At 33.1% G+C, this 16615-nt stretch carries 16 protein-coding genes; 6 read left to right on the top strand and 10 right to left on the bottom strand.

Features of this window, described 5'->3' with window-relative positions:
• Positions 1-49 precede the first annotated feature (49 nt).
• Entirely contained in the window at positions 50-1051 is a 1002-nt protein-coding gene (locus tag CHB81_RS17890; RefSeq protein ID WP_089353212.1) for an NAD-dependent epimerase/dehydratase family protein, read from the top strand.
• A 2-nt stretch (positions 1052-1053) separates the two neighbouring features.
• Here CHB81_RS17890 and CHB81_RS17895 read toward each other — a convergent pair whose 3' ends face one another.
• Genes CHB81_RS17895 through CHB81_RS17905 form a run of 3 tightly spaced genes read right to left on the bottom strand, consistent with a single transcriptional unit; the run spans position 1054 to position 3616 of the window.
• Positions 1054-1530: a DUF4296 domain-containing protein gene (locus tag CHB81_RS17895; RefSeq protein WP_089353213.1), complete on the bottom strand. Its 477-nt coding sequence runs from the start codon at positions 1528-1530 to the stop codon at positions 1054-1056.
• Between the two features lie 9 nt (positions 1531-1539).
• On the bottom strand, positions 1540-2880 hold the full coding sequence (locus tag CHB81_RS17900) for a dihydroorotase (RefSeq protein WP_089353214.1): 1341 nt from the start codon (positions 2878-2880) through the stop codon (positions 1540-1542).
• A 10-nt stretch (positions 2881-2890) separates the two neighbouring features.
• Complete coding sequence (locus CHB81_RS17905) at positions 2891-3616, bottom strand: polyprenol monophosphomannose synthase (RefSeq protein ID WP_089353215.1); 726 nt, start codon at positions 3614-3616, stop codon at positions 2891-2893.
• Between the two features lie 107 nt (positions 3617-3723).
• Here CHB81_RS17905 and CHB81_RS17910 point away from each other — a divergent pair, with 107 nt between their 5' ends.
• From CHB81_RS17910 to CHB81_RS17920, 3 genes are all read left to right on the top strand, one after another.
• Positions 3724-4416 carry a DUF4271 domain-containing protein gene (locus CHB81_RS17910; protein ID WP_089353216.1) on the top strand — a complete coding sequence of 231 codons (693 nt, stop codon included), beginning with the start codon at positions 3724-3726 and terminating at the stop codon, positions 4414-4416.
• 14 nt (positions 4417-4430) lie between these two features.
• Entirely contained in the window at positions 4431-5180 is a 750-nt protein-coding gene (locus CHB81_RS17915; RefSeq protein ID WP_089353217.1) for a uroporphyrinogen-III synthase, read from the top strand.
• Positions 5181-5492: 312 nt separating this feature from the next.
• Complete coding sequence (locus CHB81_RS17920) at positions 5493-5963, top strand: Lrp/AsnC family transcriptional regulator (protein WP_007811264.1); 471 nt, start codon at positions 5493-5495, stop codon at positions 5961-5963.
• A 153-nt stretch (positions 5964-6116) separates the two neighbouring features.
• On the opposite strand, the gene CHB81_RS17925 is transcribed toward CHB81_RS17920, so the two are convergent.
• The 3 genes from CHB81_RS17925 to CHB81_RS17935 all read right to left on the bottom strand — a co-directional run bounded on the left by CHB81_RS17925 (position 6117) and on the right by CHB81_RS17935 (position 9532).
• The gene (locus CHB81_RS17925; protein WP_089353218.1) at positions 6117-6803 is read right to left on the bottom strand and encodes a zinc metallopeptidase; all 687 of its coding nucleotides are present in this window, start codon (positions 6801-6803) and stop codon (positions 6117-6119) included.
• Between the two features lie 97 nt (positions 6804-6900).
• Complete coding sequence (locus tag CHB81_RS17930) at positions 6901-7536, bottom strand: response regulator transcription factor (protein ID WP_089353219.1); 636 nt, start codon at positions 7534-7536, stop codon at positions 6901-6903.
• Position 7537: 1 nt separating this feature from the next.
• Entirely contained in the window at positions 7538-9532 is a 1995-nt protein-coding gene (locus tag CHB81_RS17935; RefSeq protein WP_089353220.1) for an ATP-binding protein, read from the bottom strand.
• A gap of 166 nt (positions 9533-9698) precedes the next feature.
• On the opposite strand from CHB81_RS17935, the gene CHB81_RS17940 reads away from it, so the two are divergent.
• Positions 9699-10094, top strand: coding sequence for an MmpS family transport accessory protein (locus CHB81_RS17940; RefSeq protein ID WP_089353221.1), 396 nt, complete (start codon positions 9699-9701; stop codon positions 10092-10094).
• 63 nt (positions 10095-10157) lie between these two features.
• On the opposite strand, the gene CHB81_RS17945 is transcribed toward CHB81_RS17940, so the two are convergent.
• The 4 genes from CHB81_RS17945 to CHB81_RS17960 form a co-directional block, all read right to left on the bottom strand.
• Positions 10158-10754: a hypothetical protein gene (locus CHB81_RS17945; protein ID WP_089353222.1), complete on the bottom strand. Its 597-nt coding sequence runs from the start codon at positions 10752-10754 to the stop codon at positions 10158-10160.
• Positions 10741-11214 carry an RNA polymerase sigma factor gene (locus tag CHB81_RS17950; protein ID WP_089353223.1) on the bottom strand — a complete coding sequence of 158 codons (474 nt, stop codon included), beginning with the start codon at positions 11212-11214 and terminating at the stop codon, positions 10741-10743. The genes CHB81_RS17945 and CHB81_RS17950 overlap by 14 nt, the downstream gene beginning before the upstream one ends.
• Before the next feature lie 2 nt (positions 11215-11216).
• Positions 11217-12065 (bottom strand): alpha/beta fold hydrolase, encoded by an 849-nt coding sequence (locus CHB81_RS17955; protein ID WP_089353224.1) that lies wholly within the window; start codon positions 12063-12065, stop codon positions 11217-11219.
• Between the two features lie 402 nt (positions 12066-12467).
• On the bottom strand, positions 12468-15914 hold the full coding sequence (locus CHB81_RS17960; protein ID WP_089353225.1) for a DUF559 domain-containing protein: 3447 nt from the start codon (positions 15912-15914) through the stop codon (positions 12468-12470).
• Positions 15915-16254: 340 nt separating this feature from the next.
• On the opposite strand from CHB81_RS17960, the gene CHB81_RS17965 reads away from it, so the two are divergent.
• Positions 16255-16602 carry a winged helix-turn-helix domain-containing protein gene (locus CHB81_RS17965; protein ID WP_089353226.1) on the top strand — a complete coding sequence of 116 codons (348 nt, stop codon included), beginning with the start codon at positions 16255-16257 and terminating at the stop codon, positions 16600-16602.
• Positions 16603-16615 lie beyond the last annotated feature (13 nt).

The following is a 16615-nucleotide window of genomic DNA, read 5'->3' on the forward strand; positions in this document are numbered from 1 at the left end:
ATCGTACAGAATTTGCATATAGATAAATCGAAAGTATTATATTTACAAAATGGTATTAGTAACTGGAGGTACAGGTTTAGTTGGCGCGCATTTATTACTTCATTTAATTGAAAATGGAGAAAACGTTCGGGCTATTTACCGAAATCAGAATAATATCCAAAAGACAAAATCAGTTTTTGAGTTGTATAAAAAAACTGATTTATTCGAAAAAATCAATTGGCTTGAAGCCGATATCCTCGATGTTCCTTCTTTGGAAATTGCTTTTATCGATATCGAATATGTTTACCATTGCGCCGCTTTAATTTCATTTGATCCAAAAGATGAAGATGCACTTCGAAAGACTAATATTGAAGGAACCGCCAATATGGTCAACTTTTCTCTAGCCAAAGGAATCAAGAAATTTTGTTTTGTAAGTTCTATTGCTGCTTTGGGAGATTTGGCTTCACATGAAACTTATATTACCGAAGAAACAGATTGGAATCCGGAGAAACCTCACAGCGATTATGCCATTTCTAAATATGGTGCCGAAATGGAAGTTTGGCGTGGTGTTCAGGAAGGTTTAGATATTATAATCATAAATCCGGGAGTGATTTTAGGCCCAATCCCTAAAACAAAAAGCCAAGAACAAGGAAGCGCTGAACTTTACTCAAAGGTAGCAAACGGACTTTCTTTTTATACCCTGGGAAGCACAGGTTTCATAACTGTAGATGATGTTATAAAAATAGCTCATCAATTAATGAAAAGCGATATCAAAAACGAACGTTTTACGTTGATAGCAGACAATATTGTTTTCAGAGATATTCTTAATACAACTGCAGAGGCTTTGAACGTCAAGAAGCCAACTATTCATGCAAAACCAATCTTCATGAATTTTCTTTGGATTGCTGACGGAGTATTTTCGACTTTATTTTTCCAAAAAAGACGTATTACAAAAGCAACCGCAAAAGCGTCTTATTCTAAAAATCTGTATGCTAATCAAAAAATAAAAACCGCTCTGGGAACGGTTTTTTCAGATGTGCATCAATACATAAAAGAAGTTTCAAAATTGTAACACTAATTAGGGTTTTTCAACTTTATCATTCTTTTGATCGAATCAATATTTATTTTATTTGATGGCTTTTTAATAGTGTCTTTCAGAGTTTGTTTCACCTCTTTTTTCTTCTCTTTAGCCGCTTTCTTTTCATCAATTTTCACCAGAGAGTCTGTTGCTCTTTGATTCTTTGCCAATCGTTTCCCAATTTCATCAAACATTTCTTTATAACTGTCATAATCGGCAGCATAATACATATTGTTTTGCGCAAACTGTAAACTATCCACTTTATACTTTTTCAGAATAAACTTAGTCGGATTCGTTTCATTTGAATCTACCGACATTGGATTTTGATATTTAATGGCTTCCAAAAGAGACAAATCATACATAATATCAATCATCTTTCCTTTCTCAATAAGTTTTGCAGGTTGTTTGACCAACTCTTTTTTACAACTTACAGAAAGAAACAAAACCAACATTATTACTATAAAATTCTTCATTTCAGCTTTTTATCTATCAAATAATAATCGTTTTCCGGCGCGAATGTCTTTAATTTTGAAATTATTATAAACCAATTCTCCGTTTACAAAAGTATGCGTTATTCTGGATTTAAAAGTATAATTTTCAAATGGAGACCAACCGCATTTTGCCAGGATATTTTCTGGTTTAACACTCCAGGGTAAACTTGGATTTACGATAACCAAATCAGCAAAATAACCTTCCTTAACAAAACCTCTTTTTTCAATTTTAAAGATTTTAGCAGGATTGTGGCACATTTTCTCTACAATTTTTTCTACTGTAATTTTTCCTTGATGATGCGCTTCAAACATTGCCACAACAGCATGCTGCACAAGTGGACCTCCTGAAGGTGCTTTTAAATACGATTGCATTTTTTCTTCTTTCGTATGTGGCGCATGATCTGTAGCAATTACGTCGATACGTCCGTCATTCAAAGCTTTCCAAAGTTCAGCTCTGTCTTCTTTGGTTTTAACCGCAGGATTCCATTTAATAAAATTTCCCTTTGTTTTATAATCTTCGTCTGTAAACCAAAGGTGGTGTACACAAACCTCAGCAGTAATTTTTTTATCCTCTAATGGAATTTTATTCGTGAACAACTCCATTTCTTTCGCAGTAGAAAGATGGAAAATATGCAAACGAGCTCCTGTTTTTTTCGCCAAAGCCACTGCTTTTGAAGACGAAATATAACAAGCTTCAGTACTACGAATTAAATGATGCGCCGTTACCGGAATATCATCTCCGTATTGCTCCTTGAATACGGCAAGATTATTCTGAATTGTAGTTTCGTCCTCGCAATGAACTGCAATTAACATTGGTGTACTTGAAAATATTCTTTCTAAAGTTGCTTCATTATCTACAAGCATATTTCCTGTTGACGAACCTAAAAAGATTTTGATTCCCGCAACATTCTTTGGGTTTGTTTTTAAAACTTCTTCAAGATTATCATTTGTTGCCCCCATCATAAACGAATAATTCGCAAATGATTTTACAGCCGCAATTTGATATTTATCTTCCAAAATTTCCTGAGTAACCGCATTAGGAACCGTATTTGGCTGTTCGATAAACGAAGTGATTCCGCCTGCAACAGCAGCTCTCGATTCAGATTCGATATCGCCTTTATGAGTTAATCCCGGTTCTCTAAAATGTACCTGATCATCTATTGCACCGGGCATTAAATAATTTCCTTCGGCATCAATAACAATACAATCGGATGTTTTTAAACTAATGCTGTCTGCAACTTCAACAATTAAGTCGTTTTCAATCAAGACATCACCTTCAAAAATAGATCCTTCGTTTACAATTTTGGCATTTTTTATTAAAATCCTATTCATTACTGTGGTATTATAACGTATTGACTAATTTTTTTAATCTAAGTGAAATCACCCCCAGAATTGCTTCCTTAATAATGGCGTTGCTCATTTTTGAAACCCCTTTAGTCCTATCTGTAAAGATAATAGGAACCTCTTTGATTTCAAACTTAGCACAATAGGTTCTGTATTTCATTTCGATTTGAAAGGCATATCCAACAAATTTAATTTTATTGAGATTAATCTTTTCCAATACTTCTCTTTTATAACAAACAAAACCGGCTGTGGCATCATGAATTTTCATTCCCGTTATAAATTTCACATAAACTGATGCAAAATATGACATTAAAACCCGGCTTAAAGGCCAGTTTACCACATTTACACCTGTAACATAACGTGATCCAATAGCTAAATCTGCGCCTCCAAAATGACAGGCGTCATATAATTTTTCAAGATCGTTTGGGTTGTGTGAAAAATCAGCATCCATCTCGAAAATAAAATCATATTTGCGTTCTAATGCCCATTTAAAACCATGAACATAAGCGGTTCCTAAACCAGATTTTTTGGCTCTTTTTTCTAAAAATAATCTTTCAGGAAATTCTTCCTGCAAAGCAATTACCTTACTAGCAGTATGATCAGGCGAATTATCATCTATTATCAAAAGATGAAAAGACTTATGTTGTGACAGTACAGCTCTAACTATACTTTCAATATTTTCAATTTCGTTATAAGTGGGAATTATGACAATACTATCATTCATTTTTCTTGGGTAATTTCACCGCAAAAGTAAACTTTTTATAGCATTTGATTCATAATAAATATATAATAAAAGTATTGATACAAAAAATTACTAATTTTGTGATCGTTATGATTGATCAACTTCACCCCCGAATTCTCGAGAACAAAGACTGGGCAACACTTTTATTTGTGTTGACTTTTGCTGTTGTTGCTATGACTAAATCAGCTTATGAAACTAGATTTAGTGAATTTAGCAAGCTTATTTTCTCCGATAAATACGCAAAAATTTACCGCGACAACAATCATCTAAAAAGTAGCTTTACGGTTGGTTTGTTTTTTGTACAAATTATTTCGTACGCTTTTTTCATTCTGCTTACGTTGCATATATTTTCGCAAAATCCTAAAACAGGAGCTTATGAAATATTAAAAACCGATTGGATTTTGTTTGTTCAGATTGCCACATTTTTACTTTATTTTATTCTGGCAAAGTATTTAATTGAGAAAATTGTAGCAGCTTCTTTCAATATCGACGAATTTATGGAGCTTTTTAACTTACAAAAAGTCACTTATCGAACATATATTGGCATTTTAATCCTTCCTATTAATGCAGTTTTGTTCTATTATGACAATATTCCAAAAACTATACCCCTCGTTATTATTGGTATTTCACTGTGTATTAGCCTGTACTCATATTTTATTTCAATAAAAACGTATCAAAACGTAATAATCGGTAAGTTATTTTATTTTATTTTATATCTTTGCGCTCTTGAAATAGCCCCTTATTATTTTCTCTATTATTGGATTACAAAAGGGAGTGCTTAGAAAATGTTTATAATATGAAAGTGAAAACAATTTTGGTGTCACAGCCTGAACCTAAAGTGGAAAATTCTCCTTACTTTGAGCTCCAACAAAAACACAAAATAAAAATTGATTTCAGACCATTTATTCATGTGGAAGGGGTTAATGCAAAAGAGATCAGATTACAAAAAATCGATCTTAATCATTATACTGCGATCATTTTGACGAGCCGTAATGCGGTTGATCATTTTTTCAGAGTAGCAGATGAAATGCGTTATAAAGTCCCGGAAGGATTGAAATATTTCTGTCAATCAGAAGCAGTAGCATTTTACTTGCAGAAATATGTGGTGTACAGAAAACGTAAAATTTACGTGGGAGCAAAAGACTTTGCTGATTTATCTCCATTGATAAAAAAATACAAAGACGAAAAATTCCTTCTTCCGGCATCTGATCAATTAAATGCAGACGCTCCTGTTACCCTAAACAACTTAAAGGTAGACTGGACTCAAGCTGTGTTTTATAAAACTGTAATGAGCGACTTATCTGATTTAGCAGATGTTTATTATGATGTTTTAGCATTTTTTAGCCCAACTGGAATAAAATCATTGTTTAAAAACTTCCCTGATTTTAAACAAAACGAAACCAGAATTGCTGTTTTTGGAAGCACAACTCAAAAAGAAGCTTTAGACTATGGTTTAAGAATCGACATTCTTGCTCCAACTCCTGAAACTCCTTCTATGACAATGGCTCTGGAAAAATACATTAGCGAAGCAAATAAAGGAAAATAATTCTTTATAGATCACAATATTAAAAATTCCAAATTCCAACTTTCTTGTTGGGATTTGGAATTTTTCTTTTTACAGTATTTTGAGATTTCACCATTAAGAGATTAAGAAAAATTAAGAAGCAATGCTTAATATTCTCTTTGAATATCAATTACAAGACAAAGCTTAACTTTACTTAATATCTTAATAGTAAAAAATCTACGCAAAAACAATTCATTCGAATCTTCATTTTTTCATATATTTTAAAGTTTTATCCTTAAATTTGATTTCTAACTCAAACCAAAAAACTAAAATTAGTTTCAAATTACAACTGTTATGAAAATCAACTCGCTTTTAATCGAAATCGACGGTATCGACAAAGAAATTCTTCGCTATTTAATGGATGATGCCCGAAAACCAATTTTGCAAATTGCCAACAAAATAGGAATTTCAGGAGCAGCAATTCATCAGCGTTTAAAGAAACTGGAACAATCCGGCGTAATTTCAGGATCAAAATTCACCGTAAACCCAAAAGTCCTTGGTTATAATACAATGGCTTTTATTGGAGTTTATCTCGATAAAGCTTCCCGAAACTCAGAAGCCGTAAAAGATTTAAAAAAAATCCCCGAAGTTCTGGAATGTCATTACACCACAGGAAACTGGTCTGTTTTGATTAAAATCATTTGTCGCGACAACGAACATTTAATGCAGCTTTTAAACACTAAAATTCAAGCAATAGAGGGTGTTTCAAGAACTGAGACGTTTATTTCGCTGGATCAGCAGATTGATAGGCAAATTCAATTATAATGAGATAATGTGGCAATTAGATAATTTGATAATTCGTTGCAACCTATAGATGAACAATTATCTACAATCTTAAAACAACAAAACCCGAAGGGTTTCAAAAACCAATCGGGTTTGCTATAAATTATCTAATTGACTAATTTTCTAATTAGCACATTAATTCCTCCTATTTCCAGAATAAATCGAGATATAGTACAACAACGTTGCGATTGAGCCAATTGCAGCTACGACATAAGTTCTTGCAGCCCATTTTAAGGCATCTTTTGCTCCTGCCTGTTCTTCTTGTGTCAGCATGTGTTTATTTTCTAACCAGGCCAACGCTCTGTTACTTGCATCGTATTCTACCGGCAAAGTAATGATTGTAAATAATGTTGTAGCCGCAAAAATGATTATTCCGATTAACAATAATTGCGGAAAAGTTCTAATCATTAATATCCCTGCCAACAAAATCCATTGTACATAATTTGAGGCAACGCTTACAATTGGCACTAATTTAGAACGCATTGTCAACCATTCATAACCTATGGAATGCTGCACAGCGTGACCACATTCGTGCGCTGCAACTGCTGCTGCTGCCGCGTTACGATGATTATAAACTGCTTCACTTAGATTAACGGTTTTATCTGACGGATTATAATGATCTGTTAACTGACCCGGAGTTGAGATAACACGAACATCTGTGATTCCGTTATCTGCTAACATTTTCTCGGCAATTTCAGCACCGCTCATTCCGTTTCGAAGTTGCAGTTTAGAATATAATTCGAACTTACTTTTTAATTTTGAACTCACCAACCAGCTGAATAACATAATTGCTCCAGCAATAATTAAATATCCACTTCCCATTTTATATGATTTTTTGATTGAACTTTAAAGTCACAAAACAAACAGCAATTTACGAACCAATTTCAAAAAATGTCATTTTGGCATTCAGAAGATTTTGTTAATTTAAAAGGTTATTTTTCAGCAGAAAAGTAATTAATTCGGCTACATTTTTGGTTTTATACTTTTGCAGAATATTACGTCGATGAGTTTGTACTGTTAGAAAACTTAAAAACAATTCGTCGGCTATTTCCTGAGTCGATTTGCCTTTTGAAAGCAGCAATGTAATATCTTTTTCTCTGCGGCTCAAGCTCGGAATACGGTCTAAATCATCAGATAATGGCTGGCTGATAATCGTTTTGACCTCATCGCTAAAAACAATTTCACCATCAATTGCTTCATCAATACACCTTTTAAATTCTTCAAACGAAGCGCTTTTAAGAATATAGCCGTTACCGCCATTCTGAATAAACTGCATTACCAAGCTTCTCTCAGATTGGCTGCTCATCCCGATAATGATCATTTTAGGATATTTTTGTTTAATTGTTTTACAAAGATCCACTCCATTTATAACAGGCAGAAAAATATCCATCAAAATTAAATCGACTTTGTTTGTTTCGATATAATCTAAAAGTGTAACTCCCGATTCTAATTTCCCCACTATCTCAACAGCATCAAAATCAGACAATAATCCGGAAATTCCGGAAATCACAATGGGATGATCGTCTACAATTACGGTTTTATAAATCTTACTCATTTCAAATCTCTTTTTTCACTTTTAATTCAATATAAACAGACGTTCCTTTATTTTCGCTACTTTCTATTTCTAATTTCCCATTCAAAAACTCAACACGGTTTTTAATATTTTTCAATCCCATTCCGCTTCTGTTTTCCGAGACATTAAAACCAATTCCGTTATCTTCAACCGTAATAAAAAAAGTTTCTTTATTCTGAGAACACGAAACCAAGATTTGCGATGCTTTTGCATATTTCGAAGCATTATTCAACAGCTCCTGAATAATTCTGTAAATCACAATCTCGTAATTTTTAGGCAAATTAGACTCTTTAATCAAATACTGGAATTCAATAGTCGTTTTTACGTTTGAATTTGCCATGCATAAATCACGCAAAGCATATTCTAAACTCAGTTTAAGCAAACTTTCGGGCATTAAATTCTGTGAAATATTTCTCAGTTCTTTAATTGAATCATCCAATAAAACACCTACTTCTTTAGTGCTTAAAGCATTTTCATTTCCGGCCAGTTTCAAATGAATTTTCAAGCCTGAGAGCATACTGCCAAGTCCGTCGTGTAAATCTCTGGCAATTCTTTTTCTTTCTACTTCTTCTCCTTCGACTAAAGCATTTGAAACCGATAATTTTTGTTGATTTTCAAGCGCTGTTAATTCTTGCTGATGATTGATCTCTTTTTGAACACTCAGCTTCTTCTGATTCTTATTCAATATCCACAGAAATAAAACCGTCAGAAACAAAAGAATCGACAAAACCGCAAGTAAAAGTGAATTCAGACGATTATTATTGACCAATAATGCTGCTTTTTCATTTTCCGATTGAAGCACTGTGATCATCTTCTCATTTTCGGCTTTTTTATATTTCGCTTCAAGCTCTACGATTTCACTTTTAAACTTCGTGTTATTTAAACTGTCATTAATGACATTGTATTTGTTCGAATAAAAATAAGCTTTATCATAATTTTTGGTCACATTATAGACTTTTGACAATTCATTGTAATAATTCTTCTTATCTACAACAAATGGTGTTTTTTCTAAAAGATATTCCAGATTACCTTTGGCTTTATCGTATTTTTTCAATTTGAATAACACTTCATATTCTGCAAATTTTAATCTGTTTAATGCAATCTGGTTTTGATTTCTTTCTGCCGATTTAATTCCTTTCTCAAAACTTACTAAAGCTTCAGGAAACTTATTTTGCTTTGCGTAATATATTCCTTCTGAATAAAAATAAGAGTCATTTAAATTCGATTCCGGGAATTTTTGCAATTTCGAAAATGCTTTATCCAATACTTCTTTTGCATCATAAAAATGCTTCAGTTCTACCAGATTTTCGGCATTAATAATATAGGTTTCCATTTTAGACTCTACGAGTGTAGGCGATCTTTTGGTTGCTTTTTCGATATAATCCTGCGCTTCCTTCAAATATTCACTTGCTTTCTGGCGCTCGTTATTATTCATTAAAATAATTGCAACCGCTTTGTACAAAGCACTTACAAGTTCATAATCCTGACTTTTCTTGGCAATTGGAATGGCTTCATTGACCAATAATTTCATATAGCCTTTTTCATTATTCTTTCGCTGCTGCATAATACCATAATTCTGTAATATAATCGCACGCAGCCTGAATGCCTCTGTATTATTGTACTTTTTAAGTTTAGTATTAGCTTCTAATAATGCTTTTTCGAAACCATCGGCATCACCTTTTTCTAAAAAACTATACGAATTGTAATAAATCGATGCGTCTCTTAAAAAAGGGAATTTAGTTTTTAACCTGTTGGCTTCTTTTAGATATTCTTTTGATTTATTAACGTCCTGAATCATCAAATACAACTTAGACAATCTAAAACTGAAAAGGCTTTTTACACTATCTGAATGTGTATTTTTAGTAATTCCGGCAATGCTGTCTATATAAACTCTATCATCGTCTAATGAAAGGATAACCTGCGAATAAGAAAGGGTCGAAAAAAGTAGAAATAGCAGAAATAGGTAAGTTTTCTTCATGGACTGTGGTTTTTTCAAATTTATTAAAATTAAAAACGTTTGAAAAAAAAATTGTGCTATTTACCTGATATCAGGTAATTAAAAATACACTTTATCAGGTATTGCCATCTCTTTTGTAAGCATCTAATTTTGTTTCAAACGAATATTAATTAATAAAAAAAATATTATGAAATCAATTTTAAGAACTCTTGCTATCGTATTAACTCTTGCTTTTACAGCAGTATCCTGCAGCAGTGACGATGATAACAGCAAACCAGGATCATCAAGAGATGTAAAATATGAGATAACAGGAAATTATACTGGAGAACTTAGCGCAACTTTTTTTGATAAAGGCGGGAATCCGCTAAATGAAGATGTTACCAAACTACCTTGGACTAAAGAAGTTACAGTCGATGCAAGTGTTCAGGGCATAACAATGAGCGCAGGTGGTCATGGTGGCGTAAAAGACCAAACATTAACTGCTAAAATTTATGTTGGTGGACAAGTGGTAAAAGAAACTACTGCAAAAACAAACAATGACGGAATCATTGTTCTAACTCTTGCTCCTTATCTTTTTCCGTGATAATTTATAAAGGTGAAGGTTAAAAAAAGAAAAAGCTTTGTAGATAATACAAAGCTTTTTCTTTTATGATTGTAATTGATTGTTGACGTCTTCAAATCTATCAATCAGTTCATTGATTTTTGATTGCTGTTTTTTAATTTGTTTTGGACGAATATAAAACCAATTAAAGCCCATCCAAAGTAAAGTTATTCCATATGTAAAAACTGCTCCCAAAATCGTCATTCTAACTACATATTCATACATATATAAACCAATCCCGATTCCGAGTAAAATAAAATACAAACTCAGCATTGTCGATTGCATAAATTGTTGTTTTCTTTTGATTTCAATTAGCTTTTGCAAATATTCCTGATTCGTTTGTGTTGTATCAATATCTTTATAAACTGAAGCCAATCTATTATAAAAACCCAAATAAATAACCATTGCCAGAATCGCTAAAACGATTCCGATTTTTGTCGAAATAAATTCAGGCTGATAATAATACCAGATAGAAACAATGAAGGCACAGGTTGCAAAAAGCAAAATATTGGTGATCCATAAATTGTGCAAACCTGCTTTTTTAAATTGCTTTAATCTCACCAATAAATCTTCGATATTGGGCTGACTTACGGTTTGTTTTTTCCATAAATCTTTAAAGTCTATATTGTTATTGTGGTCCATTTTCTTTAAATTTTTGAGTCAATTTTTCTTTTATCCTATGAATCTTCACTCTTGTATTGGCTTCTGAAAGCCCGACTATCTTAGCAATTTCTGCTTGTTTAATGTCTTCGAGTTCCAGCGAAATAATAATACGTTCCGTTTCCGGTAATTCGGCAATACATTTATACAAAAATTGAATTTGTGGCTCCAGCGATTGCTGCTTTTCTTCAATGAGATTAATTGGCAAATCCGATTTAAGAAAACGTTTCTCTTTTTCAATCTGCCGTAAACAATTATTAGACGCGATTCTAAAAATCCAGGTCCCAATGCTTGATTCATTTCTAAAAGTGTCCAGCTTTTGCCAAACAATAACAAAGGTTTCCTGAGCCAGATCCTGTGCAATTGCATAATCGTTTACAAAACCCATACAAAGCCTGAATATTCTATCCCAATACGTTTTATAGATCTCTTCAAATTCCATTCTTAAGATTTAATAAAATTATTCAACTGTCCTAAATACCATTCTGTATCATCGTACATAATAAAGTGTAATCCTTTATTTGCATACTGAAACTTTCCGGTTTTTAAATTTTTATATTGCCCTTCGATAGCAGGTTTTAAATTTATAAAATAAGATTCTAATAATATTAATGATGGACATTTTATAGCTGCAATTTTCTCTCTTAAATCTGTATTAGAAAAATCACAATACATTTCGGCAAATGTTTTTCGATCTGATTTTACACTCCAATCTACTAGCATTTCAGCTTTTGAAGTATCTGCTAAAAGTCTTGGAATCATCTTTTTTTGCATATCAGAAAATTGAGTATCGCTCATTGACGTCATTTGAGTTACCATTGCCGAACAATCATTATTTTCTTTTGATTTAAAAGTTGGATCAGACAAAGCAGCCAGACAAGGAAGCGCATCAACTACAACAATTTTACTAACCAAACCAGGATAATCTGCTGCAATTGCCAATGCTAATCCGCCACCCATACTGTGACCAATTACGATTGGTTTCTGGATTTTATTGTCTTTTATATAATTAGCGATTTCGTTTTCCCAGTTTTTAAAGCTGGCGTTTTCCTGAGGTTTTACTCCGGCAAAACCAGCCATTGTAAGTGTGTAACAGGTATACTCTTTTTCGAAATTGGTTTTGGTTTCTTTCCACACATCTCCAGAAGAAGCAAATCCGGGAATGAATATTATAGCTTGTTTTCCTTTTCCGGTTTTAAGAACCTCAAACGGATATTGTTTTGTTTGTGCAAATACATTTAAACATAATGCTGAAAATAATAAGGCGATAACTAAGATGATATACTTTTTCATTTTTAATAGATTTAAGTTGTTAAATGATTTAATTCGCCTTTTGGATACGAGAGGATTTAAAATGTTACAGATTTTTTGAAAAAAAAATAAAATTCAATTTTTTAAAATTCCAAATTCCAATTCGAGCACGATCAAATTTTGCCACGAATTACACCAATTTTCACGAATTTAATTTGTGTCAATTCGTGTAATTCGTGGCGAAAAAAAATCAAAGAAACTCCGCAATCTTGTCATTTCGAACGAGAAATCCTCACAAGTAACTCCACAAAGATTGAAGGATTAAATTCGTGAATTCGTGGCAAAAAAAAATATGAGCAAAAAAAAATCCCAAACTCCAATCGTAAAATTGGAATTTGGAATTTGGAATTTTAATCCCGAAGCTATCGGGATTGGAATTTTTATTTATCCTACAAGATTGATAATCTTTCCAGGAACAATAATCACTTTATTTGGTGTTTTACCATCTAACTGACGTAATGTTCTTTCGTCTTTCATGATAATTTCTTCGATTTGTTCTTTGGTTAAATCCAAAGGCAATTCAATTGTGAAACGCATTTTTCCATTGAAAGAAACCGGATATTCTTTATTAGTCTCCACTAAATGTTTCGCTTCAAAAACAGGAAAAGTTACTTCAGAAATAGAAGTTGTATGCCCTAGTTGTGACCATAATTCCTCAGCAATATGTGGCGCATAAGGCGAAACTAAAATCGCTAATGGTTCTAAAATCGCTCTTGAATGACAATTTTGAGTCGACAATTCATTTACACAAATCATAAATTGAGAAACCGAAGTGTTGAAAGAGAAACTCTCAATATCTTCTGCTACTTTTTTGATCGTTTTGTGTAATGATTTTAAGTTGTCTTTTGTTGGCTCGTCGTTGTTTACGATTAAACCATTATTTTCATCAAAATACAATCTCCATAATTTTTTCAAGAAACCAAATACTCCTGAAATTCCAGCAGTATTCCAAGGTTTTGCTTGTTCTAATGGTCCTAAAAACATTTCGTACAAACGTAATGTATCGGCCCCATATTCATTACAAATATCATCTGGCGTTACTACATTATATTTAGATTTCGACATTTTTTCGACTTCACGATTACAAATATATTTTTCTTCATCATTCAAAATAACAACATCGTTCAAATCATCATATCTATTATCAACTCTAAATGCCTCAACATTTAATTCATCAGTAGTTCCTTTCAATAAGCTAATATCAACATGTCTTGTTAAAACGTTTTCATTAGAACAAATAACATCAAATGATCTACCCGATTTTTCACCATATTTCTTTTCTATCCAATTTTCAACTTCATCAGGTACAATTCCAGAAATTATTTGTTCATAAGACGCCTTAGAAACTAATAACTTTACAGGATAAGGAACATCTATAGCCATATTTCCTTTATTATAACCTTCTTTTGTTTTACAATTAAGCATATAAACATAGATAAACGCACTCATTCCCAAAATCATTCCCTGATTAATCAATTTTTTGAATGGTTCTTCGGTTGGAGCAAAACCTTTGTCTTTTAAGAATTTATTCCAGAAACGAGAATACAATAAGTGTCCGGTTGCGTGTTCGCTTCCTCCAATATACAAATCAACACTTTCCCAATAGGCTAAAGCTTCTTTGCTTGCAAATTCAGTTTCGTTATGCGCATCCATATAACGCATCCAATACCATGAACTTCCCGCCCAACCTGGCATCGTGTTCAATTCAAGAGGGAAAATCGTTACATGATCTACTAAATCTGTATTGACAACTTTATTGTTTTTTGTATCCCAAGCCCAAACAGCTGCGTTTCCTAACGGAGGCAAACCATCTTCGGTTGGTAAATATTTCTCTACTTCAGGCAAAATAATTGGCAAATGTTGCGCATCGATCATCTTTGGCAAACCATTTATATAATATACCGGAAATGGCTCTCCCCAATAACGCTGACGAGAGAAAACCGCATCACGCAAACGGTAATTTGTTTTTCCCGTTCCCTGACCAAGTTTTTCTAACTCAGCAATTACTTTTTGAGTTGCATCTTTATAATTTAATCCATTTAAGAAATCCGAATTTGCAATTTCAACATTGTCTTTAGAACCGTAAGCCGCTTCTGAAATGTCAACGTTTGCAAAAATATTTTTGATTTCCTGCATACCTTGCTGCCCTTTAAAGAAATTAGCAAAAGCATAATCCCTTTCGTCTCCGCAAGGAACCGCCATTACAGCACCAGTTCCGTATCCTGCCAAAACATAATCGCCTATCCAAACCGGAATTGCTTCTTTTGTAAAAGGATGTTCCGCATAAGCTCCTGTAAATACTCCCGAAATAGTTTTTACATCGGCCATACGCTCACGCTCTGAACGTTTTGCTGTTTTTTCGATATACGCTTCAACAGCAGCTTTTTGTTCTGGTGTTACAATTTTTGCAACCAAATCATGTTCTGGCGCCAAAGTCATAAAAGTCACTCCAAAGATGGTATCAGGTCTGGTTGTAAATACATCAATCCCCCTAGCCCCCGAAGGGGGAACATCTATAGCATTTAGCAATTCATGCTTAATAATAGTTAAGACACTATCGATATTATTCAATATTTCTTTATTATTAAAACGAATTACTTTAAAGCCTTTTTCGTTAAGAATTTCTGTTCTTTTTGCATCTGCTTCTTGTTGCGAATCATGTATTCCTCCATCGACTTCAATAATTAACTTTTTTGAAAGACATACAAAATCTACTATAAAATCATCTATTAAGTGTTGTTGTCTAAATTTAGCTTCAAGACCTTTTGATTTTAAATGTAACCACAATGTTTTTTCCGCTTCGGTCGGATTATTTCTCATTTCTTTAGCTCTTTCAAGCAATAAATGAGAATTATTTCCACCTGTCATATAACCCAAAGTTTTTTTAGACTCCAAGTTCTCTTCCCCTTCGGGGAAGGATAGGATGGGGAAATTCACCATTGCACCAACCGATTTCCCAATCCAGTTTCTTTGTGATTCTTTTATAGATTCACTCCAGTCAATATCGTTTAAACCCTGCAACAAGCGCTCTGCATAAGCTGAAATTCGCATGCTCCATTGTGTCATTTTTTTACGAATAACCGGATATCCACCACGCTCAGAAACTCCGTTTACAATTTCGTCATTTGCCAAAACAGTTCCTAAACCAGGACACCAGTTTACTTCTGTTTCTGCCAAATAAGTTAATCTGTATTGTAATAAGATTTTTTGTTGTTCATCTGACGAAAAAGAATTCCATTCGCCTGACGTAAAACCTGCAATATTATCATCACAAACTGCATTTACATTTGCATTCCCTTCTTTTTCGAAAATCGAAACTAAAGTCGAAATATCTTCAGCTTTATCAGAATTCTTATTGTACCATGAATTGAACAATTGGATAAAAATCCATTGTGTATGTTTGTAATAATCAGGATTTGAAGTACGTACTTCACGACTCCAATCAAATGAAAATCCAATTTTATCTAATTGTTTTCTATATCCTGCAATTTGTTTTCCTTCTTTATCAACTCCACCATCAATATTTACACGAGTTGTATCCTCAGGACGCTGCCCCGTTTGTATCGCATATTGTTCTGCCGGCAATCCAAAACTGTCGTATCCCATTGGATGCAAAACATTGAAACCCTGATGTCTTTTGAAACGAGAATAAACATCTGAAGCAATATAACCCAGCGGATGCCCAACGTGCAGTCCCGCTCCGGATGGATAAGGAAACATATCTAACACATAATGTTTCGGTTTTTCAGAATTATTACTTGCAGCAAAAGTTTGGTTTTCAGCCCAATATTTTTGCCATTTCGCTTCGATTTCGTTTGGATTGTATTTCATTATAAAAAGGTTCAAAGGTTCTAAGTGACAAAGGTTCTAAGGTTTTGGCACTTAATTAAGTTCGCAAATTTACATTTATTACAGATTGTACCAAAGCTATTTCGTTGACAAACAAATAAAATAACAACATACGTATTTTTAATTACGTAAAAATACGTATATTCACATTGTAATACTTAGAAAACAATCTTTTGTATGAAAAATTTCAAAACAATATATCATCCAATATAAAGTTCCGTAGGAACAACCAATATTGTAGAGCTGGACTTCAGTCCAGCATAAAGAAAGAATAAATATTACATTACAATACCTATTTTTACAAGATCATTAAAAGAATCAAATGGGGAATAACAAAAAATATTCTATTGAAGTTAGACTTTGGATTGAAGAAACCGAAGGTCCTTTTCTTGGAATTGGAAAAATCTGGCTATTGGAAAATATTAGAAAAACGGGATCTATAACAAACGCTGCAAAAGAAATGAAAATGGCTTATCGTCAAGCCTGGCAATTAGTTGAAGAAATGAATCAGCGTGCTGAATCTCCTTTGGTAGAAAAATTACTTGGAGGAAAAGGCGGCGGTGGTGCAAGATTAACCGAAGCTGGAGAAAAAGCCATTATCGTTTTTTATGAAATCGAAAAACGCGTTAAAGACTTTGCTTTGAAAGAAACTCAGAATCTAAAGTTTTAAAACCATTTTATCA

Origin of the sequence: Flavobacterium sp. ov086, assembly GCF_900187965.1 — a bacterium.
In the GTDB taxonomy this organism is placed as follows: domain Bacteria; phylum Bacteroidota; class Bacteroidia; order Flavobacteriales; family Flavobacteriaceae; genus Flavobacterium.

Coding starts and splice junctions, on each gene's coding strand:
- CHB81_RS17890 (WP_089353212.1), top strand. CDS start 50: ATGGTATTAGTAACTGGAGGTACAGGTTTAGTTGGCGCGCATTTATTA.
- CHB81_RS17895 (WP_089353213.1), bottom strand. CDS start 1,530: ATGAAGAATTTTATAGTAATAATGTTGGTTTTGTTTCTTTCTGTAAGT.
- CHB81_RS17900 (WP_089353214.1), bottom strand. CDS start 2,880: ATGAATAGGATTTTAATAAAAAATGCCAAAATTGTAAACGAAGGATCT.
- CHB81_RS17905 (WP_089353215.1), bottom strand. CDS start 3,616: ATGAATGATAGTATTGTCATAATTCCCACTTATAACGAAATTGAAAAT.
- CHB81_RS17910 (WP_089353216.1), top strand. CDS start 3,724: ATGATTGATCAACTTCACCCCCGAATTCTCGAGAACAAAGACTGGGCA.
- CHB81_RS17915 (WP_089353217.1), top strand. CDS start 4,431: ATGAAAGTGAAAACAATTTTGGTGTCACAGCCTGAACCTAAAGTGGAA.
- CHB81_RS17920 (WP_007811264.1), top strand. CDS start 5,493: ATGAAAATCAACTCGCTTTTAATCGAAATCGACGGTATCGACAAAGAA.
- CHB81_RS17925 (WP_089353218.1), bottom strand. CDS start 6,803: ATGGGAAGTGGATATTTAATTATTGCTGGAGCAATTATGTTATTCAGC.
- CHB81_RS17930 (WP_089353219.1), bottom strand. CDS start 7,536: ATGAGTAAGATTTATAAAACCGTAATTGTAGACGATCATCCCATTGTG.
- CHB81_RS17935 (WP_089353220.1), bottom strand. CDS start 9,532: ATGAAGAAAACTTACCTATTTCTGCTATTTCTACTTTTTTCGACCCTT.
- CHB81_RS17940 (WP_089353221.1), top strand. CDS start 9,699: ATGAAATCAATTTTAAGAACTCTTGCTATCGTATTAACTCTTGCTTTT.
- CHB81_RS17945 (WP_089353222.1), bottom strand. CDS start 10,754: ATGGACCACAATAACAATATAGACTTTAAAGATTTATGGAAAAAACAA.
- CHB81_RS17950 (WP_089353223.1), bottom strand. CDS start 11,214: ATGGAATTTGAAGAGATCTATAAAACGTATTGGGATAGAATATTCAGG.
- CHB81_RS17955 (WP_089353224.1), bottom strand. CDS start 12,065: ATGAAAAAGTATATCATCTTAGTTATCGCCTTATTATTTTCAGCATTA.
- CHB81_RS17960 (WP_089353225.1), bottom strand. CDS start 15,914: ATGAAATACAATCCAAACGAAATCGAAGCGAAATGGCAAAAATATTGG.
- CHB81_RS17965 (WP_089353226.1), top strand. CDS start 16,255: ATGGGGAATAACAAAAAATATTCTATTGAAGTTAGACTTTGGATTGAA.